The 21,425-nt window shown below is 70.3% G+C and carries 19 protein-coding genes and 1 tRNA gene; 8 read left to right on the top strand and 12 right to left on the bottom strand.

The annotated features are described in order from the left end of the window. Nucleotides 1–33: 33 nt before the first annotated feature. The 7 genes from pknB to FOF52_RS16765 form a co-directional block, all read right to left on the bottom strand. Complete coding sequence (gene pknB, locus FOF52_RS16795) at nucleotides 34–1,839, bottom strand: Stk1 family PASTA domain-containing Ser/Thr kinase (protein WP_248590884.1); 1,806 nt, start codon at nucleotides 1,837–1,839, stop codon at nucleotides 34–36. A gap of 44 nt (nucleotides 1,840–1,883) precedes the next feature. After that, the gene (locus FOF52_RS16790) at nucleotides 1,884–3,386 is read right to left on the bottom strand and encodes a serine/threonine-protein kinase (RefSeq protein ID WP_248590883.1); all 1,503 of its coding nucleotides are present in this window, start codon (nucleotides 3,384–3,386) and stop codon (nucleotides 1,884–1,886) included. Further along, nucleotides 3,379–4,827 (bottom strand): peptidoglycan D,D-transpeptidase FtsI family protein, encoded by a 1,449-nt coding sequence (locus tag FOF52_RS16785; RefSeq protein ID WP_248590882.1) that lies wholly within the window; start codon nucleotides 4,825–4,827, stop codon nucleotides 3,379–3,381. Before FOF52_RS16785 ends, FOF52_RS16790 begins: the two co-directional genes overlap by 8 nt. Then, nucleotides 4,824–6,266: an FtsW/RodA/SpoVE family cell cycle protein gene (locus FOF52_RS16780; RefSeq protein ID WP_248590881.1), complete on the bottom strand. Its 1,443-nt coding sequence runs from the start codon at nucleotides 6,264–6,266 to the stop codon at nucleotides 4,824–4,826. Before FOF52_RS16780 ends, FOF52_RS16785 begins: the two co-directional genes overlap by 4 nt. Continuing rightward, nucleotides 6,263–7,666 carry a Stp1/IreP family PP2C-type Ser/Thr phosphatase gene (locus tag FOF52_RS16775; RefSeq protein ID WP_248590880.1) on the bottom strand — a complete coding sequence of 468 codons (1,404 nt, stop codon included), beginning with the start codon at nucleotides 7,664–7,666 and terminating at the stop codon, nucleotides 6,263–6,265. Before FOF52_RS16775 ends, FOF52_RS16780 begins: the two co-directional genes overlap by 4 nt. Further along, nucleotides 7,663–8,148 (bottom strand): FHA domain-containing protein FhaB/FipA, encoded by a 486-nt coding sequence (locus FOF52_RS16770; RefSeq protein WP_248590879.1) that lies wholly within the window; start codon nucleotides 8,146–8,148, stop codon nucleotides 7,663–7,665. Before FOF52_RS16770 ends, FOF52_RS16775 begins: the two co-directional genes overlap by 4 nt. A gap of 262 nt (nucleotides 8,149–8,410) precedes the next feature. Further along, nucleotides 8,411–9,172 (bottom strand): FhaA domain-containing protein, encoded by a 762-nt coding sequence (locus tag FOF52_RS16765; protein WP_425265498.1) that lies wholly within the window; start codon nucleotides 9,170–9,172, stop codon nucleotides 8,411–8,413. 215 nt (nucleotides 9,173–9,387) lie between these two features. On the opposite strand from FOF52_RS16765, the gene FOF52_RS16760 reads away from it, so the two are divergent. Beyond that, nucleotides 9,388–9,473 (top strand) — tRNA-Leu (locus FOF52_RS16760). A gap of 51 nt (nucleotides 9,474–9,524) precedes the next feature. On the opposite strand, the gene FOF52_RS16755 is transcribed toward FOF52_RS16760, so the two are convergent. Beyond that, a complete protein-coding gene (locus tag FOF52_RS16755; RefSeq protein ID WP_248590878.1) occupies nucleotides 9,525–9,995 on the bottom strand; it encodes an SSI family serine proteinase inhibitor in 471 nt (156 codons plus the stop codon). A gap of 79 nt (nucleotides 9,996–10,074) precedes the next feature. Between FOF52_RS16755 and FOF52_RS16750 the strand changes: the two genes are divergently transcribed. The 7 genes from FOF52_RS16750 (at nucleotide 10,075) to FOF52_RS16720 (ending at nucleotide 16,363) form a co-directional block, all read left to right on the top strand. Continuing rightward, nucleotides 10,075–10,407: a rhodanese-like domain-containing protein gene (locus FOF52_RS16750; RefSeq protein WP_248590877.1), complete on the top strand. Its 333-nt coding sequence runs from the start codon at nucleotides 10,075–10,077 to the stop codon at nucleotides 10,405–10,407. 122 nt (nucleotides 10,408–10,529) lie between these two features. After that, complete coding sequence (locus tag FOF52_RS16745; RefSeq protein WP_248590876.1) at nucleotides 10,530–12,458, top strand: PAS domain-containing sensor histidine kinase; 1,929 nt, start codon at nucleotides 10,530–10,532, stop codon at nucleotides 12,456–12,458. Between the two features lie 181 nt (nucleotides 12,459–12,639). Further along, the gene (locus FOF52_RS16740; RefSeq protein ID WP_248590875.1) at nucleotides 12,640–13,122 is read left to right on the top strand and encodes an ATP-binding protein; all 483 of its coding nucleotides are present in this window, start codon (nucleotides 12,640–12,642) and stop codon (nucleotides 13,120–13,122) included. 120 nt (nucleotides 13,123–13,242) lie between these two features. After that, nucleotides 13,243–13,584, top strand: a complete 342-nt coding sequence (locus tag FOF52_RS16735) for an STAS domain-containing protein (protein ID WP_282573590.1) — start codon at nucleotides 13,243–13,245, stop codon at nucleotides 13,582–13,584. 15 nt (nucleotides 13,585–13,599) lie between these two features. Further along, on the top strand, nucleotides 13,600–14,403 hold the full coding sequence (locus FOF52_RS16730) for a glycosyltransferase family 2 protein (RefSeq protein WP_248590873.1): 804 nt from the start codon (nucleotides 13,600–13,602) through the stop codon (nucleotides 14,401–14,403). Between the two features lie 10 nt (nucleotides 14,404–14,413). Then, a complete protein-coding gene (gene pheA / locus FOF52_RS16725; RefSeq protein WP_248590872.1) occupies nucleotides 14,414–15,361 on the top strand; it encodes a prephenate dehydratase in 948 nt (315 codons plus the stop codon). Nucleotides 15,362–15,580: 219 nt separating this feature from the next. After that, nucleotides 15,581–16,363, top strand: a complete 783-nt coding sequence (locus FOF52_RS16720) for a hypothetical protein (protein WP_248590871.1) — start codon at nucleotides 15,581–15,583, stop codon at nucleotides 16,361–16,363. A 280-nt stretch (nucleotides 16,364–16,643) separates the two neighbouring features. On the opposite strand, the gene FOF52_RS16715 is transcribed toward FOF52_RS16720, so the two are convergent. The 4 genes from FOF52_RS16715 to FOF52_RS16700 all read right to left on the bottom strand — a co-directional run bounded on the left by FOF52_RS16715 (nucleotide 16,644) and on the right by FOF52_RS16700 (nucleotide 21,029). Further along, complete coding sequence (locus tag FOF52_RS16715; RefSeq protein ID WP_248590870.1) at nucleotides 16,644–17,954, bottom strand: dihydrolipoamide acetyltransferase family protein; 1,311 nt, start codon at nucleotides 17,952–17,954, stop codon at nucleotides 16,644–16,646. 9 nt (nucleotides 17,955–17,963) lie between these two features. Continuing rightward, nucleotides 17,964–18,959 carry an alpha-ketoacid dehydrogenase subunit beta gene (locus FOF52_RS16710; RefSeq protein WP_248590869.1) on the bottom strand — a complete coding sequence of 332 codons (996 nt, stop codon included), beginning with the start codon at nucleotides 18,957–18,959 and terminating at the stop codon, nucleotides 17,964–17,966. 19 nt (nucleotides 18,960–18,978) lie between these two features. After that, nucleotides 18,979–20,076, bottom strand: a complete 1,098-nt coding sequence (gene pdhA, locus FOF52_RS16705; protein WP_248590868.1) for a pyruvate dehydrogenase (acetyl-transferring) E1 component subunit alpha — start codon at nucleotides 20,074–20,076, stop codon at nucleotides 18,979–18,981. A 275-nt stretch (nucleotides 20,077–20,351) separates the two neighbouring features. Continuing rightward, nucleotides 20,352–21,029: a GntR family transcriptional regulator gene (locus tag FOF52_RS16700; RefSeq protein ID WP_248590867.1), complete on the bottom strand. Its 678-nt coding sequence runs from the start codon at nucleotides 21,027–21,029 to the stop codon at nucleotides 20,352–20,354. Nucleotides 21,030–21,425: the final 396 nt, after the last annotated feature.

Genomic DNA, 21,425 nt, shown 5'->3' with positions numbered 1-21,425 from the left:
AGGATCACCCGGCCCCACCAGCGTATCTGCCGCTCAGTCCTCGCCGTTCCCGCCGCCCCGCCAGTTCTGGAAGGGCCAGTCGGGGTGGTCGGTGGGCAGTCCCGGTGGGAAGGAGTCCTCTTCCCCGTCGTCGTCCGGGGACGTCGGGGAGGTGGGCTGCTGCGCGGGGGCCTGGGCGAAGGTCACCGTGACCGTGCTGCCCCGTTCGACCTTGGAGCCCGCCTCCGGCGACTGGGAGATCGCGGTCCCCGGAGTGGCCTGGTCGGTCTCCTGGGTCTGGGCGTTGAGCGTCAGCCCCAGCTCCGCGAGGCGTTCACTGGCCTGGTCCTGGTTCATGCCCGCCAGACTCGGCACCTCGACCTTGTTGCTGGCCTTGGCGATCACCAGGTTGACCTTGGTCCCCGGCTCGACCTCGGTGCCCGCCTCGGGATCGGTGGACAGCACCGTGCCCTGGGGCTCCTCCGACTCCTCGTGGGTGATCTCGCCGCGGGCCAGCCCGGAGCGGTTGATCTCGCCGAGGGCGTCCTGCTGGCTCATCCCGACCAGGTCGGGCATCTCGACCATCTCCGGACCGCTGGAGACGAGAATGGTGATCTCGGTGTCGGGTGAGACGGTCTCCCCGCTCTCCGGGTCGGTCCCGGCGACCTTGCCCTCCTCGACCTCGCTGCTGGGCGTCGGCTCCTCGGCCACCCCGACGTTCTCGAAGCCCTTCTCCCGCAGCGCCTCCTCGGCCTCCTCCACCGACATGCCCGCCACGTTGGGGATGGTGATCCTGTCGTTGCTGTTCGCGAACAGCAGCCACCCCAGGAAGACCGCGGCCGCCAGCACCGCGCCGCCCAGGACGAGCCACAGCGCCTTGCCGCCGCCCCGGCGGTTGTCCTCGTCGTCGTACGGATAGTCGTCGTAGTCGTCGTCACGGCGACGGTCCCGTACCGGAGGAAGCGCCGTCGTCGCCCCGCCGTTCGCCGCGGCGAGAGCCATCGTGCTGGCCGCCGTCGGCATGCCCTGGAGGCCGCGCTGGATGTCGGCGCGCATCTCCTCGGCGCTCTGGTAGCGCTGCTCGCGGTCCTTGGTCATCGCGCGCAGCACGATGGCCTCGATCCAGTCGGGGATCTCCGGGTCCAGCTCCGACGGCGGGATGGGTTCCTCCCGCACGTGCTGGTAGGCGATGGAGACCGGGGAGTCACCCGTGAACGGGGGCTGGCCGGTCAGCAGTTCGTACAGCACACAGCCGGTGGAGTAGATGTCGCTGCGCGCGTCGACACGCTCACCGCGGGCCTGCTCCGGGGAGAGGTACTGGGCGGTGCCGATGACCTGTGAGGTCTGCGTCATCGTGGCCTGCGAGTCGTTCATGGCCCGGGCGATGCCGAAGTCCATGACCTTGACCTCGGCCTGGCGGGTCAGCATGACGTTGGCCGGTTTGATGTCGCGGTGTACGATGCCTCGGTCGTGGGCTGCGGCCAGCGCTCTCAGGATGCCGTCGGTGATCTCCAGCGTCCGCTCGGGCAGCAGCCGCCGGTTGTCGTCGAGCAGCTCCTTCAGGGTGCGCCCGTCCACGTACTCCATGACGATGTACGGGATCGGCAGTCCGTCGATCACGTCCTCGCCGGTGTCGTACACGGCGATGATCGACGGGTGGTTCAGCGATGCCGCGGACTGCGCCTCCCTGCGGAAGCGGGCCTGGAAGGTGTGGTCCCGGGCGAGGTCTGAGCGCAGGGTCTTGACGGCCACCAGCCGGTCGAGACGGAGGTCGCGGGCGCGGAAGACCTCGGCCATACCACCCCGCCCGACGGGGGCCTCAAGTTGGTAGCGGCCACCAAGGAGCCGTGGCTGAGACATGTCGTGAACTGTTCCTCACAGTCGTGGAAGGACCTGGGCGGCCGTCAGGGCAGTGCCGAGCTTCTCGACTCGACACCGGTGCCCCCTGTCGGACCGCCAGGCGCCGCACCACCGCCGTTCGTGTCGTCCTCGCCCGAATCGTCACCGGGGTCCTCACCCGGGGCGGGTTCGGTCTCGGTGCCGTCCTCCGGCGGGGCAGGTTCCTCGGACGGTAGTGGTGTCGTGGGTAGCTCTGTGTCCGTGGTCGGCGAGTGGCTCGCCTCCGGTTCGGGCGTGAACGGAGGTGGCTGGTCGCCGGGGGTGTCCGGGACGAAGGTCCCCGGATCGGTCGCTGTGTCCTCGGTTTCGTCAGGGGATGGGGAAAGAGTGGGGACAACCGACCGGTTGCTGGTGGGAGTCCCGTTGGTGCCAGGTCCGTTCCACAGTAACCCGACCAGGTAGATTCCCACCGCGACAGCTCCGACGGTTGCGACCAGAGCGAACACGACGGGCAGTTTCCGGCGGCTGTTCGACGCTGCGGATCTCCCGGCAACTCTATCCGAGCCCCCACCCTCCGGAGGAGGCCACGCCTGCGCCTGGGCCCCCGAGTGCGGTCCGTGTGCGGCGGTCCCGGGGCCGGTCGCGGGACCGGGCACCGTGGAGACCACTGCCGTCGCGTCGGTGGCCGACGCCAGCCCCAGCGCCTCGGTGGCGTCGCCGCCGTTGAGGGCGGCCCGCAGGTGCTGCGCCCACTGGGCCACCTCGGCGGCCGAGGAGGGGCGGTCCTGCGGGTCCTTGGCCAGCATCCGTTCCACCAGCTCGCGTACTGCGGGCGGTACGGTCTCGGGCAGGGGCGGCGGAGGTTCCCGGGAGTGGGCCAGGGCCAGCGCCAACGGGGTGTCCGCGGTGAACGGCGGCTGCCCGGCCAGGCACTCGTAGGCGACGATGCCGAGTGCGTAGAGGTCCGACAGCGGGCTGGCGGGCTTCCCCGAGACCTGCTCCGGGGAGATGTACTGGGCGGTGCCCATGACCATGCCGGTCTGGGTGAGGGTCACCGACTCGTTGCCGCGGGCGATGCCGAAGTCGGTGAGTTTCACCGCACCGTCCTCGGTGACCAGCAGGTTGCCCGGCTTGATGTCGCGGTGGATGACCCCGGCGGCGTGTGCGGCGGAGAGCGCCTGCGCGGCCTGGTCCACCACGTCCAGGGTGATGTCGGCGTCGAGGCCCGGGTTGCGCTTGATGATCGCCGACAGGGACTCGCCCGTGATCAGCTCCATGACCAGGAAGGAGTACCCGTCCTGGTCGCCGTAGTCGTAGACCTGGGCGATGTTCGGGTGCGACAGCGCCGCGGTGATCTGCGCCTCGGTCCGGAACCGCTGCTGCGAGACCGGGTCGCTCACCTGGGCCATGTGCAGCAGTTTGACCGCCACCGGGCGGCTGAGCAGGATGTCGGTGGCCCGCCACACCTCGCCCATGCCGCCCACACCGATGCGCTCGTCGAGGCGGTACCGGTCGATCAGCACCACCCCGGCCCGCGAGCCGAGGCCACGCTCAGGTGTCTCACTCACCGTTGATCACTGCTTCCATGATCGCTTTGGCCACGGGAGCCGCCAGGACGCCACCGCTGGCGTTACCGCGTTCGATGACGACCGCCACCGCGACCTGGGGGTCGTCGGCGGGGGCGAAGGAGATGAACCAGTTGTGGGTGTCGCCGTCGCCGACCTCGGCGGTACCGGTCTTGCCGGCCACCTGGATGCCGGGGATCGCGCCGGTCCGGCCGCTGCCCTCGTCGCCTTCGGTGACCAGGATCATGGCCTGGGTGAGCTGCTCGGCGGTGTCGGCGCTGACCGCCTCGCTGAACACCTGGGGGGTGGTGGACTCGATCTCGGACATGTCCGGACCGAGGATCTCCTGGACCAGGTAGGGCTGCATGACGGTGCCGTCGTTGGCGACCCCGGCCGCGACCATCGCCATCTGCAGCGGGGTGGCCTGCAGCTGGCCCTGCCCGATGCCCATCTGGGCGCGCAGGTTGTCGTCGGGCTCCAGGGGGGCCGAGCTCTCCGTCACCGCGAGCGGGATGTTCATCGGTCCGGAGTTGAACCCGAACGCGGTGGCCTGCTCGTGCAGGGCTTCGGCACCCAGTTCGATGGCCCAGTTCGCCATCGAGGTGTTGCAGGAGATCTCGATCGAGTGCGCGATCGAGTCGGGCGCGCCGCCGTTGCAGGGGCCGCTGAAGGCGTTTGGCAGCTGGCTGCCGCCGATCGGGAGCGTGGCGGGCGCGTCGATGGTGGAGTCGATGGTGTGGCCGTTCTCCAGCGCCGTGGCGGCCGTGACGATCTTGAACGTGGAGCCCGGCGGGTACAGCTCGTTGAAGGCCCGGTTCAGCAACGGCTGGTTCTCGTCGTCGGCCAGCTTGTTCCAGTTCTCGACCGAGGTGTTGATGTCGGCGAGGTCGGCCACCGAGTTCGGGTCGTAGGTGGGGATCGAGGCCGCGGCCAGGATCGCGCCGGTCTTCGGATCGATGGCGACGGCCGCGCCCCGCCCGTTGGTGGCGTTGGCCTTCAGCCCGTCCAGCGCCGCCTGCTGGGCCGCGGGGTCCAGGGTCAGCACGACCGAGGCGCCCTGCGGATCGGTGCCGGTCAGCATGTCCAGGAAGTTGCGGACCATGAGGCTGTCGTCGGAGCCGTCGAGGTAGGAGTTGTGGGTCTGCTCGATGCCGAAGTTGCCCATCGGGTTGAACACGCCCACCGGGTGCGCGTACAGCTCTCCCTCAGGATACTCGCGCTGGTAGTACTCCTCCTCCTCGTTGAGGGTCGAGGAGGCGATCTGCTCGTTGCCCACCACGATGGGGCCGCGCGGCAGGGAGGTCCGCTCGGCCACGTCGCGGCGGTTGAACTCGTGCTCGCGGAGCCAGTCGGCCTGGAACGCCTGGATCCAGGTGGTGTTGAGCAGCAGCACCCCGAACAGCGCCAGGGAGAACACCGCGAGTCTGCGAATGGGCTTGTTCATCGGGAGATCACCTGGGTCGCACCCTCGTCCTGGATGGCCACGGGGGCCGGTTTGCGGGCGTTGTTGCTCATCCGGACCAGCAGGGCGAGCATGATCCAACTGGACAGCAGGGCGGAGCCACCCTTGGCCACGAAGGGGATGGTCGCTCCGGTCATCGGGATGACGCGGGTGACGCCGCCGATGACCACGAAGGTCTGGAAGGCGATGAGGAACGAGATCCCCGAGGCGAACATCTTGACGAACAGTTCCCGGGAGGCCAGCGCGATGCGCATGCCCCGCTGCGCGAGCAGTGCCAGCACCAGCAGCATCACCATCAGGCCGGTGAGGCCCAGTTCCTCACCGAACGCGCTGAAGATGAAGTCGTTCTGCACCTCGGGGACGTGGCCGGGCTTGCCGCCGCCCAGTCCGGCGCCCAGGATGCCGCCCTCGCCCATCGCGAAGAGGCCCTGCACGAGCTGCTGGCTGTTCTGGCCGGCCTGCACGCAGAAGGCGTCAGCGCTGTTGTTGATGACCTCGTCGGTGCAGAACACCTCGGGGTTGAAGGCGTCCAGCCAGGTGACCACGCGGGTGCGGAAGTGCGGGACGAACGGGTACAGCAGGGCGCAGGCCCCGAAGAACGCGCTCAGGCCCAGGATGATCCACGAGGAGCGCTGCGTGGCCACGTAGATCATCGCGAGGAAGGTGCCGAACAGCAGCAGCGAGGTGCCCAGGTCGTTCATGAGGATGACCAGGACGATGATGCAGAAGCCCCACATGACCGCCATCGGCGCCAGGTCGCGCATCCGGGGCAGTTCCAGCACCTTGATCGGGCCGATCTTGAGCGGCTTGCTCACCAGCGAGAGCACGTCGCGTTTGGTGACCATGTACCCGGACAGGAAGACGACCAGCGCGATCTTGGCGAACTCGGACGGCTGGAGGCTGGTGATGCCCAGGTTGATCCACTGCCGGGCGCCGTTGATGGTCATGCCCAGGCCGGGGATCAACGGGAGCAGCAGCAGGATCACCGCGCTGAGCGCCGTGATGTAGGGGTAGCGCTGCAGGACCCGCGGCTCCTTGAGGAAGTACACGATCGCGGCGAACAGGACCAGGCTGCCCGCGGTCAGGATCAGCTGGTCCATCGCGCTGCCGTTGTCGGTGTTCCCGGTGGCCTCGAACAGGCGCCACAGCATGGCGATGCCCAGTCCGTTGAGCAGGGTGGCCAGCGGCAGCAGCAGCGGGTCGGCGTAGGGCGCGAAGAACCGGATGAACACGTGCGCCAACAGCGACAGGCCGCCGAACAGCCCCCCGTACAGGAACAGGTTCGGCGGCATCTCACCGTTGCGGGTCAGGCTCGCCTCGATCATCGCGAACAGGGTGATGCCGATCGCGAACAGGAGCATGACCAGTTCGGCGTTGCGCCGTTTGACCGGCGGCAGCGCGGTCGACAGTGCCTCGCTCATTCCTGGCCTCCAGTGACCTGCCCGTCGTCCGCCCCCCGCTCGGATTGAGACGTGGGTTCCCGGACGGAAGTTCCCGGTGTCTGTGCCCCCTCGCTCCGGCTGGGGGAGGGGGGCGGCTCGGAGTTGCCGCCGGTGTCGTCGAGACCGCAGGAGGAGGGGTCGAGCCGGCAGTCCTCGAAGGTCTCCCGCAGGGCGGCGACCCGTTCCTCGGCCTCGGCGAGGTCGTCGACGGTGATGCTGCGTTCGACCGACTCGCGTTCGGTGGCGGGAAGCCCGTCCAGGTGGATGCCGGTGCGCTGGACCTCGGTGGCCAGGCTGTAGCCCGCGACGTCGGTGTTGATGCCCTGGTAGATGGTGACCTCGCCGTCCGCGCTGGCGCCCACGAAGTACTGGCTCTGCAGGAACTGGCGGCCGAAGTAGAAGCCCGCCCCGGCCACGATCGCCACCAGGACGAGGAACGTGAGCACCATCGGCCACCAGCGGCGGGTGCGCGGCTGTCCGGGTTCGTCCTCGGGCTCGTAGGGGGGGATGCGGTCCATCTCGGCGGTGTCGCCGGCGTTGTTGCGCGTCAGCTCCTGGGCGCGTCCCGCGGGGGTGTCGGAGGGGACGACCGGTTCCCGGCGCTGGCTCGCCGCGCCCACCACGGTGGGGGTGGCCGTCGGTCCCACCGGGTCGGTGGCGGTGTCGATCACGTCGGCGACCACGGCGGTGATGTTGTCGGGGCCGCCGCCGCGGATGGCCAGCTCGATCAGGCGGGTTGCCGCCGCCGCCGGGCTCTCTTCCGAGGCGAGCGTCTCGTGGATGGTCTCCTTGCTGACCACCCCGGAAAGGCCGTCGGAGCAGAGCAGGTAGCGGTCGCCGACCTTGGCCTCCCGGACCGACAGGTCCGGGTCGACGCGTCCCTGGCCCTGGATGGCGCGCAGCAGGAGGGAGCGCTGGGGGTGGGTGGCGACCTCGTCCTCGGTGATCTTGCCCTCGTCCACCAGGGTCTGCACCAGGGTGTGGTCGCTGGTGATCTGCTGAAGTTCGTTGTCGCGCAGCAGGTAGGCGCGGGAGTCCCCGACGTGGACCAGGACCATGCGGGCGCCCGACCACAGCATGGCGGTCAGCGTGGTGCCCATGTTCTCCAGGTGGGGCTCCTGGATGACCTTGCGGGCCAGTGCCTCGTTCGCCGCCGCGACGGCGTCCTCAAGGGCGCGGACCATCTGGTGGCCGGGCATGTCCTCGTCCAGGGGGATCAACGAGTGCACGGCCAGCGAGCTGGCGATCTCGCCGCCCGCGTGTCCACCCATCCCGTCGGCCACGACAAGCAGGTTGGGACCCGCGTAGCCGGAGTCCTCGTTCCCCTCTCGCAGGCAGCCGACGTCGGAGTACGCCGCGTATCGAAGTGCGATGGTCATTTGCGTAGTTCCAGAACGGTCTTGCCGATGCGGATGGGCTGGCCTATGGAGACGGGCTGGGGGCGGGTCAGGCGGGTCTGACCGAGGTAGGTGCCGTTCGTCGAGCCGAGGTCCTCGACGATCCAACGTCCGTTGTCGGGGAAGAGCCGGGCGTGCCGTCCCGAGGCGTAGTCGTCGTTGATGACGAGGGTGGAGTCCTTGGCGCGGCCGATGGTGATCGGCTGGGAGGTGAGGTCGATGGTCGTCCCGGCGAGGGAGCCCTTGACGACCACCAGGGAACGAGGCTCGTTGCGTCGCCCGCGTGCGGGACGGGCGGGTTTCCTGGGGCGTCCGGCCTCTCGGCCGCCGCGGGCGGAGCCGCGCTTCTTGCTGGTGGCCGGGCCGAACAAGTCGGTGCGGATCACTCCCACCGCCATGATGATGAACAGCCACAGCACCGCGAGGAACGCGAGCTTGATCAACATGAGAGTCAACTCGGACATTGCAGTGCTCTTCAGCCCCTGTCGTGCTCCGGCTGGGTCAGCGGTGATGGCTCCGCCAGCGCATGCTGTCGCGTCGAACCGTGTCTACCGCCTCGGAAGCCAGGTGAACCCATTGGACCCGGTTATTGTGCCCGATTGAAGCGGTATTCGGAATAAAGTCCTGCTAGGGGGATGGGTCATCGTCTCGACGTCTACGGGTGTCGCTATGGGGAAGACCCGCTACGTCACGTAACGTCGCGGGTCTCGTTGTCTGTTCGGTTGTTCAGTCTCGCCGGAACGTCATCGTCGTCCGGCCCAGGCTGATCCGGGTGCCGTCCACCAGGCGGGCCCGTTTGACCTGCTGACCGTTGACGAAGGTCCCGTTGGTGGAGTTCAGGTCCACGAGGATGGCCTCGTCGCCCTCCACCCGGATCTCGGCGTGGTGGCGCGAGACCCCGTTGTCCACCAGGCGCAGGTCACAGTCGGTGCCCCGCCCCAGGAGCGTCACCTCGGCGGTCAGCTCGTAGGACTGCTGGGCGCCCTGCGCGGTGAAGGTGCCCTCGGCTGCCGCACCACCGGGGGACAGCAGCAGTCGGGGGCGCCCCGGAACCGCGCTGCCGCGGCGGGGGTGATCGGTGACCGGCTTGATGATCTCGCCGTCCTTGAAGGTGTCTCCGCGGATGACCGCGGAGCGGACCCGGAAGCGACCGGTCTGGAGGTCGTCGGCCGTCTCGAACCTCACCCGCACCGGTCCGACGAACGAGTAGCCCTGCTCGGTCGCGTACTCGCGAGCCAGTTTGGACAGTTCCTGACCGAGGTTGTCGGCGTAGACGGCGAGTCGCTCCCTGTCCGAGCCGGAGAGTTCCACGACGAAGTCGTTGGGGACCAGGGTGCGTCCCTGAGCGACGATCGCGGCGCGTTCGTCCATCTCGCGTTGCACGTTGCTGGCGACCTCGACGGGCTGGAGCTCCGACTTGAAGGCTCGCGCGAAGGTGCCTTCGATCATCCCCTCGAGCCGGCGCTCGAAGCGTTGAAGCACTCCCACGAGGTACCTCCCTTGACTCCACGTCCCGATGAGATGATCGTAACCGGGCTACGGCCTCTTTTGCTTCACCGGACAGAGTCGTTACCGAGCGACCGGCGCGGAAAAGGTGCACGAACCCCTCCGGGACCGTGCTAGCCTTGAGACACGTCGAAGGGAGCGGCCCCGGAGCACTCCGAGGCCGATACTATGTCGACGGGTACACTGAAGTGTCACTCGGGCGGGTGGCGGAACGGTAGACGCGCACGGTTCAGGTCCGTGTGTCCGAGAGGATGTGAGGGTTCAAATCCCTCCTCGCCCACCAGCGGCCCCGGCGCCAAGCCGGGGCTTTACTGTTTCCCGGGGTGTCCGTGGTTCACGGGTTGAGCAGCGCCGACACCTGCTCCCAGCGGTCGATCTCGCAGCCGTCGGTGCGGGAGAACTCGGCGTTCACCTCGGTGTCCGCGACGTGCCCGGTGACGGTCGCGGTCTCCGGTCCGCCGTAGATCAGGGTGCAGGGCCGGTCCTCGGGCACCGGGGCGAAGACGTCGACGCCCGCCTCGGCCAGGGCCGCGCAGGCGGCCTCCGGGGCGGGGTGGTCGCCGCCGGCCGGCTCGCAGGTGAGCGTCCACACCCCGGGGGAGAACCCGTCGAGCGTCGCGGAGCCGTCCGCCTCGGCGGGGACGGCGCGTTCGATGGTCAGTTCGGTCCGCGGGCGCTCCGCGGCGTCGGGCGGGGCGGTCCCTCCCCCGTCGCCCGTGGGGCCGCCGCAGCCGCAGAGCAGGACGCAGGCGGCCGCGAGTCCGGCGAGCGGAGTCCGCGCGGTGGTCGGAACAAGGCTGCGCATACTCTGTCAGACGTGCGGGAACGGGACGGGGTTCCCTCGTGCGACGTGTTGGTGACCTGAAGTGACGGAAGGTGTCTCGGTGTCCGGTGTGAGCATTCCGGTGGTCGAGGTGAGCGCGGTACCCGAGAACGGCTACCTGCTCGACGTGCGGGAGGACGACGAGTGGCGCGCGGGGCACGCACCCAACGCCGTCCACATCCCGCTGGGGCAGCTTGCGCAGCGTGCCGCGGAGATCCCCAGGGACGCCCAGGTGTACGTCCTGTGCCGGATCGGCGGGCGTTCCGCGCAGGCGGTCCAGGCCCTCAACGAGGCGGGGTGGCGCGCCGCCAACGTCGCCGGGGGGATGAGCGCGTGGGCGCTGGCCGGGCGGCCCATGGTGAGTGAGACCGGTCAGGCCCCGGTGGTCGCCTGAGGACGCGGCCGCAAGGACACCGGGGCCGGAAGGGGCGAAAACCCCCGGCCCCGGACGGGGAATTGGGCCGACCTCGGTCAATTCCCCTCATGGGGGGCGTTTCGAATGGCACCATGGCGTAGGTGAGATTCGACCCGGCAGCCTTGACCGCCGAGGCAGTGGTGGCCGCGATGGCGGACGCCGTCGTTGTCCTGGACGTCGACCAGCGGGTCGTCCAGTGGAACAGGGGAGCCGAGGAGCTGTTCGGCTGGACGCTCACCGAGGTGATCGGCCATCCGGTCCCGATGGTGCCCGACGACCGGAAGGCCGAGTACCACGCGGTCCTGGAGCGGGTACGGGTCGGCCGGCCGATCTCGATCACGACCCGACGGATCCACCGCGACGGCGGCCTGCTGGACGTGCGCGCCAGTTTCAACCGGCTCACCGACGTGCACGGGGCCATGATCGGCTGGGTGTGCGTCTTCCACCCGCACACCCTGACCCCCTCCGAGACCGAACTGGAGCAGTTGCACCTGGCCGAACGCGCCCACCTGGTGCGGCGGCTCACCGACATGATGACCGACATCGGCGCCGACCAGGACGTCGAGGAGATCCTCGGCCGGGTCGTGACCGGACTCACCGAGCTCACCGGCGCGGACGCGGGCGGGTTCGCGCTGATCGAGGGGGACTCCCTCAGGCTGGCCAGTGCCGCCCGGCTGTCGCACAAGCTCCTCGGGTTCCGGGCGGGGCTGCGGCACAGCCTGCTCGGCGAGCTGCTGGCCGGCGGCAAGAAGGTGCTGCTGACGACGGACGAGGTCCGGCCGTTGCAGGACCTGGTGTGGGCCGACCTGAAAGGGCTCCGCACGGTCGCGCTGTGCGTCTGCGAGGTGCGGGGGCGCCCCTACGGGGGGCTGTACGCGCTGTACCGCAGGCGCCGGATCAGCCACCTCGAACTTGAGATGCTGGAACTGCTGGCGGCGCACGCGGGGGTCGCCCTCGGCAACGCTATGGCCTACCGGGAGACGGTCCGGCAGCGCGCCCACGAGCACGCGATCGTGGAGTCCAGCGCCGACGGCATCGCGGTGCTGGACCGCCGGGGGCGGGTGCGCAAGTGGAACCGGTCCGCGGCCGAGCTGACCGGGAGCGGGCGGAGCGAGGTCGTCGGCAACCCGCCCCCGTTCCCCGTGCCGACGGAGCCGGGGCAGCTCCTCAGGCACCGGATGGACAACGGCCGCTGGTTGGAGGTCCTGGTCACCGACATCGCGGGGACCGGCGAGCGGGTGGTGGACTTCCGGGACATCACCCCGGCCAAGGAGTTGGAGGAGCAGAAGGACCTCTTCCTGGCCACGGCCGGCCACGAGCTGCGCACGCCGCTGACGGTCGTGCGGGGCCTGTCCAGCACGTTGGCCGAGCGCTGGGAGCAGTTCTCCGACGCGGAGCGGCGCTGCCACCTGGCGTCGATCGCGGACCGTTCCGAGCGGATGGCCCGGCTGGTCGACAACCTGCTGCTGGGCGTCCAGGCGGGAAACGGGCAGCTGCCCGTGCGGGTCCGCGCCTGCGACGTCGGCGCGGCGCTGCGCGGGGTGTTCTCGGCGTTCCGGCCGTTGGCCGTCGGCCACGAGCTGGAGTTGCGGGTTCCTGAGCGGCTGCCCCGGGTGCTCGCCGACCCGGAGGCCACCGACGTGATCGTCAGCCAGCTGGTGGAGAACGCGCTGAAGTACTCCCCGGACGGGGGGACGGTGGCGGTGGCCGCCGAGGTGGAGGACGACCGGGTGGTCATCACCGTCACGGACCAGGGGGTGGGGATCGACCCGGTCGACGCGGGGCGGATCTTCGAGCGTTTCGTCCAGGGGGAGACCGGGGACCGGCGCAGGTTCGGCGGGCTCGGGCTGGGGCTGTACATCGTGCAGCAGCTCGCGGAGGCGCAGAACGGTCGGATCAGCGCCCATCCCAACGAACCATGCGGGACACAGATGAGATTCACGTTACAGCGCGTTTCCGGCCACAAGGGCGCCTTCGGTGAGAAAGTGGAGGCCACCGCCCCGGAGGAGGACGGCGACCGTCCCGCATGACGGTGGGGCCCCAGCGCCGCCGGAAGAGTTTCCCGGGAGGGCGGACCGGGCATTCCGCCCCTGGGCGAGAGCCGGGGACGGCGTCGCGCGGTGGTCGACGGACAGCCAACGGGACCGGTGGACGAGCGGTCCCGCCCCGCACCGGCGTGGGGCGGGCCACGGAGAACTGAGGAGTGGGGACGTGTCGCGGGCTGTACTGCTGCCACATGCGCTGTCGAGTGTCGCCGTCGCGCGCCGGTACCTCTGCGCGGACCTGCGGGCCGCGGGGGTGGTCCGGTCGCTGGTGGACGACGCCGCGATCGTCCTCACCGAACTGCTGGGCAACGCGCTGCGCCACGCGGCTCCGCTGCCGCCGCCCTATCCGCCGCAGCGGGTTCGGGCGGCGTGGAGCCTGGTGCGCCCCGGGGAGGGGCCGCAGCAGGCGGACGGCACCTGGGTGGAGATCTCGGTGAGCGACGGCGGCGGCGAGACCCTGCCGCGGCTGGCGGGCCCGTCGGTCTCGGCGCTCGGCGGTCGGGGCCTGGCGGTCGTGCAGCGGCTCTCCAGCAGGTGGGGGACCGAACTGGACGAGAACACCACCACCGTCTGGGCGATCATCGACATTCCGGTCATGCCGGTGGCGTCGGGCACCGTCCCGCAGTTCCCGCGTGCCTCCTCGGCCTGAGAGCTCGGCCGTGTTCCGTGTTTTCGCCGGTCAGAGGAGACGGCACGGCGGGGACGCGGTGCCGCGAAACACCGTCCGCGAGGTGGCCGCGGCCGATGCGGGACCGCTACAGTCACGACTGTGGAGTTGAAGATCTCAAAGAAGTCTCGGGTCGATCACGACCTCGTGTCCGTTTGTGGGGAGATTGACCTGTACACGGCGCCGCTGCTGCGTGGTGAACTCGCCGACGCGGCGGTCGCCGGCGGCAGGACCGTCGTCGACATGAGCAGGGTGGAGTTCTGCGACTCCACCGGGCTGGGCGTGCTGCTGTCGGCGCTGAAACAGGCACGCGGGAACGGCGGGGAACTCGAACTGGCCGCCCCCCAGCCCGCGGTCCGCAGGATTCTGCAGATCACCGGCCTGGACGAGGTCTTCACCATCCACGATTCGGCTGACGTCCCCGCGGCCGCCGCCACCCAGTAGCGGGAGGGGGAGGTCATGGCAGCTGCGCCGGGCCCCGGGCGGGTCGCCGTCGTCATTCCGGCCAGGGACGAGCAGGAGCGTGTCGGTGCCACCGTGCGCGCCGCACGCGCACTGCCCGGGGTGGACCTCGTCGTGGTGGTGGACGACGGCTCGTTCGACGACACGGCGGCCGTCGCCCGGACCGCGGGAGCCCGCGTGTTCCGGCACGCCCGGAACCGGGGAAAAGGGGCGGCCATGGAGACCGGCGCCGAGGGCGTCCGCGGCTTCGAGGCACACGAGCGGCGGTCCGGCGCCGACGTCGTCCCCCGCCACCTGCTGTTCCTGGACGCCGACCTCGGCGCGACCGCCGGTGCCGCGGCGGCCCTGATCGAACCGGTGCGCGCGGGAACGGCGGACATGGCGATCGCACGCTTCCCGAGGACGCGGACACGGCTGGGCGGGCACGGCTTCGTGGTCCGACTGGCCCGCGACGGCATCCGGCGCGCCACCGGGTGGGAGACCGAACAGCCGCTCAACGGGCAGCGCTGCCTCACCAGGCAGGCCTTCGACGCGGCCCGTCCCCTCGCCCCGGGGTTCGGAGTGGAGACCGGTCTGACCATCGACCTGCTGAGCCGCGGGTTCAGGGTGGTGGAGGTCGACGTCGCGATGGAGCACCGCGCCACCGGCACCGACGTGCGCTCCCAACTGCACCGCGCCCGCCAGTTCGTCGACGTGGCCCGCGCGCTCGCGGTACGGGAGCTGCGCGGGGCGCGGCCCCGCGGGAAGGAGCCGGACGCACCGGTCCGCAGGGGGCGCGAACAGGTCCACCCGGCGGAGTAACCTGCTGTACATGTCGAACCGCTATGCCTACCTCGGCCCCGAGGGCACGTTCACCGAGGCCGCGCTGCGTGCACTCAAGCCGGACACGCCGGCCGCGGAGTTCGTGCCCTGCAACGGTGTGGACATGGTGTTCGCAGCGGTGCGGCGGGGAGAGGCCGCGGGCGGGGTCGTCCCGTTGGAGAACTCCGTGGAGGGCGGGGTCAGCGCCACCACCGCTGAACTCGTCCGCGGCGATCCGCTGCTGATCACCGCGGAGATCACCGTCCCGGTCGAGTTCACCCTGTTCGCTCGCGCGGGGACGACGCTCTCCGACGTCAAACGGGTGGCCACCCACTCGCACGCGCTGGCCCAGTGCCGGGGATGGCTGGCGGCGAACCTGCCCGACGCCGAGTCGTACGTCGTCTCCTCCACGGCCGCGGCGGCCCAGGCCGTCGCCGACCCCGCCTCGATGTACGACGCCGCGATCTGCGCCCGCATCGCGGGGGAGCGGTACGGTCTGGTGCCGCTGGCGGAGGGGGTGGGGGACCGCGCCGACGCCGCCACCCGGTTCATCTACCTGAGCAGGCCGGGGACGCTGCCCGAGCCGACCGGCGCCGACCGCACCTCGCTGGTGGCGTTCCTGCCCCACGACCACCCGGGCGCGCTGGCGGAACTGCTCACCCAGTTCGCGGTCCGCGACGTCAACCTGACCCGCCTGGAGTCCCGACCCACCGGCGACGGGCTGGGCACCTACTGCTTCTTCATGGACGCCGACGGCCACGTGGCCGAGGCCAGGGTCGGCGAGGCGCTGATGGGGCTGCGGCGCATCTGTCGGGACGTGCGTTTCCTCGGCAGCTACCCGCGTGCCGACGCGGGCGCCGGGGCGGGACGGCCGACGCCCCGCGTCAGCACCACCGACGACGACTTCCACGAGGCCGAGCGGTGGCTGGCCCGCATCCGCGCGGGGCGGGTCGACTGAGTTCCGTCCCCGGAGTCCGGAGCCCGGGGGAAGCCGGTCCGGTCCACGGCGGCAGAGCGGCCCGGAGCGCCGCTGCGGGAGGGCCGCAGCGTTCCCGGCGGTCCCGGGAGACTGGTCATCTCACCGATGGACGGCCGCCGGTGTCCGGTCCAGGCTGAGAGGGGACCAGACCCGGGCCGGCGCCACGACGCCGCCGGCCGTTCCGAGGGAGCGCGAACCATGACCGAGACCGCCGTCCGGATCTTCGACATCATGGCCTGCAACGTCTACTGGGACTTCGACGGTTCTCCGCTGCCCCGAGAACAGCACAAGTTCCTCGTGTCGTTCTATCCCACCAAGGGGGTCCCCACCCCCGAGCTGATCGACCGGATCGTGGCCCGCGGTCCCGGCGGCTACCAGGTGGAGTTCACCAACCAGCTGTTCACCCCGGCCAACACCGACGGCTACATCTACGACCGGACCCTGGACTACTACTGGTACATGGTCAACCTCTCCACCGGCTTCATGCCGGAAGGCGAGTACACCATCGAGGTCACCTGCACCGACGGCACCGTGCTGACCAGGTCCCGCACCCAGCGGCAGGACTCCACCGAGGCGCTCGTGTCGGCCTACCGGGACAACCGGCAGCGGATGCTGGACTCCTTCACCCCCTCCGGCCGCGGGCGGCTGTCCGAGGGCACCGCGCTGACCGGTCTGGAGTGCTCCTGGAGCACCCTCAAGGAGCTGGCGGGACAGGACGCCTACTACATCTACCGGCTCGCCGAGGGCGGCTCCGCGCGGGAGTTCGACACCCAGAACCTCACCTGGTGGGACAACATCTTCATGCAGCGGATCCGGGGCGGCGACGTGGCCGCCGGACTGAACCGCGGAGGCGTCACCGTCCCCGAGGAGCTCAAGCCCGACACCACCTACGCCTACTTCGTCGAGGTCACCGACGCCAACGTGCAGAGCGAGACCAACATCTGCATCTTCCAGCCCCACCAGGTGTTCACCACTCCCTGACCGGCGACCTCGCGGGGGTGGTGAACGGGGGAGCCCCGTCCGTCGGGCCCGACCGGGAGAGGGGGTCCGCGGGCGGGGAACCTCCGCCGGGACCGTCCCAAGCGGCGGGACCCGGGGCCGCGGCCGCCCCTGGGGAACCAGTGGTCGGCGGCGGAAGGCCGGGGACGGCCGGACGGGTGTTTCCGGGGACGACGGTGCGGCGTGCGGCGCCTCTCCCCTCGGCGGCGGACGCAGACGCCCGTCCCACTGGTTGCGGGACGGGCGTCTGCGTCGGTCCGGGTTACAGGATGATCCGCATCGGGGACTCCAGAACCTCGGCCAGGTCCTTGAGGAAGGCGGCGCCGACCGCACCGTCGACCGCCCGGTGGTCGACCGACAGCTCCAGGGCGATGGTGTGCCGGGCCACGATCTCGCCGTCGCGCACCACCGGCTCCTGGCGCATCGCGCCCACGGCGAGGATCGCCGCCTCCGGCGGGTTGATCACCGCCGCGAAGCTGTCCACGCCGAACATGCCCAGGTTGCTGACGCTGAACGTGCCGCCGCTCATGTCCCGCGGGCTCAGCTTGCCGTCGCGGGCCTTCTCGGCGAGCGCGCGGGAGCGCCGCGCGACCTCCGACAGCGGCAACGTGTCGGTGTCGTGCAGCACCGGGACGACCAGGCCGGTCTCCACCGCCACCGCGATGCCGACGTTGATCCGGTTGTGCTTCAGGAGCTTGTCGTCCACCCAGGAGGAGTTCACCGCCGGGTGGTCGCGCAGCACCGTCGCCACGGCCTTGACGATCAGGTCGTTGACGCTGACCTTCACCCCGGTCGGCGCGAGCTGCTCGTTGATCTGGGCGCGGAACTCCTTGAGCGCCTCGGCGTCGACCGTGCGGCGCAGGTAGAAGTGGGGCGCCTCCTGCTTGGCCTGGGTGAGGCGGCGGGCGATCACCCTGCGGATGTTGCCGACCGGGACCTCCTCGGAGTCGCGGAGGTCCTCGAACTCCGGCTGCGGCCGGGCTGCGGCGTGCGCCGGAGCGGGAGCCGGGGCGGGAGCCGGGGCGGGCACGGGCTGCGGTGCGGCCGCGGGAGCCTCCTCCTGCTCACGCTGCTTGGCCGCGGCCTCCACGTCGGCGCGGACCACCCGTCCCTTGGGGCCCGAGCCCTTGATCTGGGTGATGTCGAGGCCGTACTCGCGGGCCAGGCGGCGGGCCAGCGGGGAGGAGAGCGGACGCGGTCCCCGCTCCGGTTCCGCCGGTTCGGCCTGCGCGGGGACGGTGGGCTGCACCTCCTCGACCGCGGGTTGCGGCGCCTGCTCCGGCGCCGCGGCCTGCTCGGCGGCGCCCGCGCCGCCGGAGTCGGCCGGGACGGCGTCGGGGCTGTCGGCGATCACGCCGATCACCGCGCCGATCGGCACCGTCTCGCCCTCGCCGACGGTCTGCTGGACCAGGTAGCCGTCCTCGTAGGCCTCATACTCCATGACGGCTTTGTCGGTCTCGATCTCCACCAGCACGTCGCCCGCGGAGACCTTGTCGCCGACCTGCTTCACCCAGGAGCTGATGACGCCTTCCTCCATGGTGTCGGAGAGGCGCGGCATGTAGATTTCAGACATCTGCGTTCCTTAACCGACTCTCCGGCCGACGGCGTTCAGGGTTTCGTGGACGACGGTCGTGATCGACTCCGCCGACGGCAGGGCGGCGGTCTCCAACGGCTTGGCGTACGGCATGGGCACTTCGGCCATCGCCACCCGGCGCACCGGAGCATCCAGGTAGTCGAACGCGCCTTCCTGGATGGACGCGGCGATCTCGGCACCGATTCCGTAGGTCAGCCAGTCGTCCTCGGCGATGACCGCGCACCCGGTCTTCTTCACCGAGTTCACGATCGTCTCCCGGTCTAGCGGACGCAGTGAGCGCAGGTCAACGACCTCGGCGCTGATGCCCTCGTCGGCGAGTCGGTCGGCGACCTGGTTGGCGACCATGGCCATCCGGGAGTAGCCGATGAGGGTGATGTCGGTGCCCTCGCGGGTGACCGCGGCGCGGCCGATCTCGGCGACGGAGTCGTCGTCGGGCACCTCGCCCTTGGTGTTGTACAGGCCCAGGTTCTCCAGGAAGAGCACCGGGTCGTCGTCGCGGATCGCGGCGCGCAGCAGCGCGGCGGCGTCGGCGGGCGTGCTGGGCGCCACGACCTTCAGCCCGGGGACGAAGGCGTAGTACAGCTCGATGTTCTGCGAGTGGGTGGCGCCGAGCTGCTGGCCGCCGCCGCCCGGGGTGCGGATCACCATCGGCACGCTGTTCTGGCCGCCGAACATGCCGTAGATCTTCGCGGCGTGGTTGACGATCTGGTCCAGGGCCAGCAGGGAGAAGTTGATCGTCATGACTTCGACGACGGGGCGCAGGCCGAGCATGGCGGCGCCCACCGCCGCGCCGACGAACCCCTCCTCGGCGATCGGGGTGTCGCGGACGCGCCGCTCCCCGAACTCCTTGAGCAGGCCTTCGGTGATCTTGTAGGAGCCCTCGAAGACACCGATCTCCTCACCCATGAGGAAGACGTTCTCGTCGCGGTGCATCTCGGCACGGAGGGTGTCGCGCAGGGCCTGACGGTAGGTGATGACGGGCATTTGGGGAGTCGCTCCTTGTCTACTCGGCGAACACCGGGTCGGCGGGCATCCGGCGCGACTCGTTGGCCACCGGGGTGGCGTAGGTGTAGTCGAACAGCGTGGACACCTCGGGGTGCGGGCTGTTCTCCGCGAAGTCGGCGGCGTCGGCGACCTCGGCCCTGACCGATTCGGCGATCTCCTGCTTGGCCTCCTCGGTGAGGATGCCCGCCTCGGTCAGCTGCGCCTCGAAGGCGGCCACCGGGTCGTTGGCGAGGGCCTCTTCGGCCTCCTCCTTGGTGCGGTACTTGGCCGGGTCCACCACGGAGTGGCCCTTCATCCGGTAGCTGAGGGCCTCCAGCAGGAACGGGCGCTGTTCGCTGCGGGCGCGCTCCACCAGCGTGGCGGCGGCGTCGCGGACGGCAAGCACGTCCCGGCCGTCGACGCGCACCCCCTCCATCCGGTAGGCGGAGCCGCGCTTGTACAGCTCGGGCTCGGCCGAGGACCTCTCGACCGTGGTGCCCATGCCCGTGTAGTTGTTGATCACCACGAAGACCACGGGCAGGTTCCACAGGCTGGCGATGTTCAGCGACTCGTGGAACGCGCCGATGTTGGTGGTGCCGTCGCCCATCTGGCACATGACGATCTCGTCGCTGCCCCGGTAGGTGATGGCCAGGGCCGCGCCGACGGCGAGCGGCAGCTGGCCGCCGACGATGCCGTAGCCGCCCAGCAGGCGGGCCTCGGTGTCGAACAGGTGCATGGAGCCGCCCCATCCCTTGGACACGCCGGTGGAGCGGCCGTACAGCTCGGCCATCACCCGGCGCGGGTGGATGCCCTTGGCGATGGCGTAGCCGTGCTCGCGGTAGTTGGTGAACAGGTAGTCGCGTTCCTGCAGTGCCGTCATGAGGCCGACGATGGTGGCTTCCTCACCGAGGTTGAGGTGGCAGTAGCCGCCGATGCGGGCCTGGGTGTAGGCCTGCGCGGTGCGCTCCTCGAAGCGGCGGATCAGCAGCATCTGCCGGTAGTAGTCGAGGAGGACCTTGGGCTGCTCGCCGCTGAAGTCGGGGCCGGCGTTGGGACGGGCCGCGCGGCGTCGGGAACCGGTCTTGCCGGTTGCCTTCGGTTTGGCCGTGTCAGCCATGTCGATGCCTTTCTGTGTGCGAAAGGACCCGTGTGGGGTGGATGGCCCCCACGGGCCTCGGTCGTGCCGCGGACGGAGCGCGGTACGACCAGTGCGCTACCCATCGGGCTCAACGATGGTGCGCGAAGTGGCTGGTTCTCCGTTTTTTCAGTGTGGCTGGTGTGACCTGCGTCGCACCCACTTTATGTACTGATCGATGATCGATCAATACGACTTTACGGGCAATCCGCTGTTTCCGCAGATAGTGGAAGAACCCTCCGGGGAGGGAGGGCGGCTCAGCCGACGGAGTCGCGCGAGCGCAGGGCCGCCTCGACGTAGTTGAGCACGTGGTCGCTGAGCATCTGGCCGACCTGGGGATCGCGGTTGCGGAACGCCTCGGTGATCGCCCAGTGGTCGGCCGCCTTGGCGTGCAGCTCCATGTCGAGCCAGCGCACCGAGAGCGCCGTCCACACCTCCACGCCCAGCGACTCCCAGGTGTGCAGCAGCACGCTGTTGCGGGCGGCGCGCACGATCTCGCGGTGGAACTCGACGCTGTGCTTGATCTGTCCGTCCACGTCCCCGACGGCGGTGGCCCGCCGCAGCGACTCCACCTCGCGCTCCAGCGGCCGGATGTCCTCGGCCAGCCGGGGGGCGGCCAGGCGGGCCGCCACCAGCTCCAGGCCGGCGCGCACCGGGTAGATCTCGGCCATGTCCGCGACGCCGAAGTCCCGGACCCGCGCGCCCTTGTTGGGCACCGACTCGATCAGCCGCAGGGCCTCCAGTTCGCGCAGCGCCTCGCGGACCGGCGCCTGGCTCACGTTGAGTTCGGCGGCCACCCGGCGCTCCACGATCCGCTCTCCCGGCTTCCACCGGCCCGACAGCAGACCGTCGACCAGGACACGTCGGATCTGCTCGCGCAGCGGGTTGCGGGCCAGCTGGGAGGCGTCCCCCGGTTTCTGGGAAAGTTCGACCATCGGCGGCCTTTCTCTGCTTTGCTGTGGAGGCGACGGCCGGGCAGGCTGATCAAGCCTGTCACATCGGATTTCGGTCACCCCCCGCACGTCCCCACGGTCCGCCGAATGCGGGCCCGTCGGGTGCCGTTGCCTCACGAAACGCTCACACCTGGGTCTCGCCCCCGTGAACAGACCCCCTCCGTGGCCTTGCCTGACGGGAAAACACGAGGTAGGACCGATCGTAACCAATGGGTATCAGAGTCTCTTGACAGAGTCGCCGGGTATGCTCATCTGTCGGACATGTTCTGGTCACCGGTTGCGTTCGGTGGGGAATTCCGTGCCGAGTGCGGCCGTGTCGATGCGCCGGCGGCCGTGCCCCGCGCCCGTCGGCGACCACCCCGAGCAGAGCAGCGTCCG

The organism is Thermobifida alba, from assembly GCF_023208015.1.
Lineage (GTDB): Bacteria > Actinomycetota > Actinomycetes > Streptosporangiales > Streptosporangiaceae > Thermobifida > Thermobifida alba.
Note: the sequence above shows the minus strand (reverse complement) of the source record. Positions and strands in the feature narration are given on the sequence as shown.

Bases quoted from the DNA above. Each gene is read 5' to 3' on its own strand.
- FOF52_RS16755 (WP_248590878.1), bottom strand. From the start codon at position 9,995: ATGCGCAGCCTTGTTCCGACCACCGCGCGGACTCCGCTCGCCGGACTC.
- pknB (WP_248590884.1), bottom strand. From the start codon at position 1,839: ATGTCTCAGCCACGGCTCCTTGGTGGCCGCTACCAACTTGAGGCCCCC.
- FOF52_RS16730 (WP_248590873.1), top strand. From the start codon at position 13,600: ATGGCAGCTGCGCCGGGCCCCGGGCGGGTCGCCGTCGTCATTCCGGCC.
- FOF52_RS16700 (WP_248590867.1), bottom strand. From the start codon at position 21,029: ATGGTCGAACTTTCCCAGAAACCGGGGGACGCCTCCCAGCTGGCCCGC.
- FOF52_RS16785 (WP_248590882.1), bottom strand. From the start codon at position 4,827: ATGAACAAGCCCATTCGCAGACTCGCGGTGTTCTCCCTGGCGCTGTTC.
- FOF52_RS16715 (WP_248590870.1), bottom strand. From the start codon at position 17,954: ATGTCTGAAATCTACATGCCGCGCCTCTCCGACACCATGGAGGAAGGC.
- FOF52_RS16770 (WP_248590879.1), bottom strand. From the start codon at position 8,148: ATGTCCGAGTTGACTCTCATGTTGATCAAGCTCGCGTTCCTCGCGGTG.
- FOF52_RS16775 (WP_248590880.1), bottom strand. From the start codon at position 7,666: ATGACCATCGCACTTCGATACGCGGCGTACTCCGACGTCGGCTGCCTG.
- FOF52_RS16780 (WP_248590881.1), bottom strand. From the start codon at position 6,266: ATGAGCGAGGCACTGTCGACCGCGCTGCCGCCGGTCAAACGGCGCAAC.
- FOF52_RS16710 (WP_248590869.1), bottom strand. From the start codon at position 18,959: ATGCCCGTCATCACCTACCGTCAGGCCCTGCGCGACACCCTCCGTGCC.
- FOF52_RS16720 (WP_248590871.1), top strand. From the start codon at position 15,581: ATGACCGAGACCGCCGTCCGGATCTTCGACATCATGGCCTGCAACGTC.
- pheA (WP_248590872.1), top strand. From the start codon at position 14,414: ATGTCGAACCGCTATGCCTACCTCGGCCCCGAGGGCACGTTCACCGAG.
- pdhA (WP_248590868.1), bottom strand. From the start codon at position 20,076: ATGGCTGACACGGCCAAACCGAAGGCAACCGGCAAGACCGGTTCCCGA.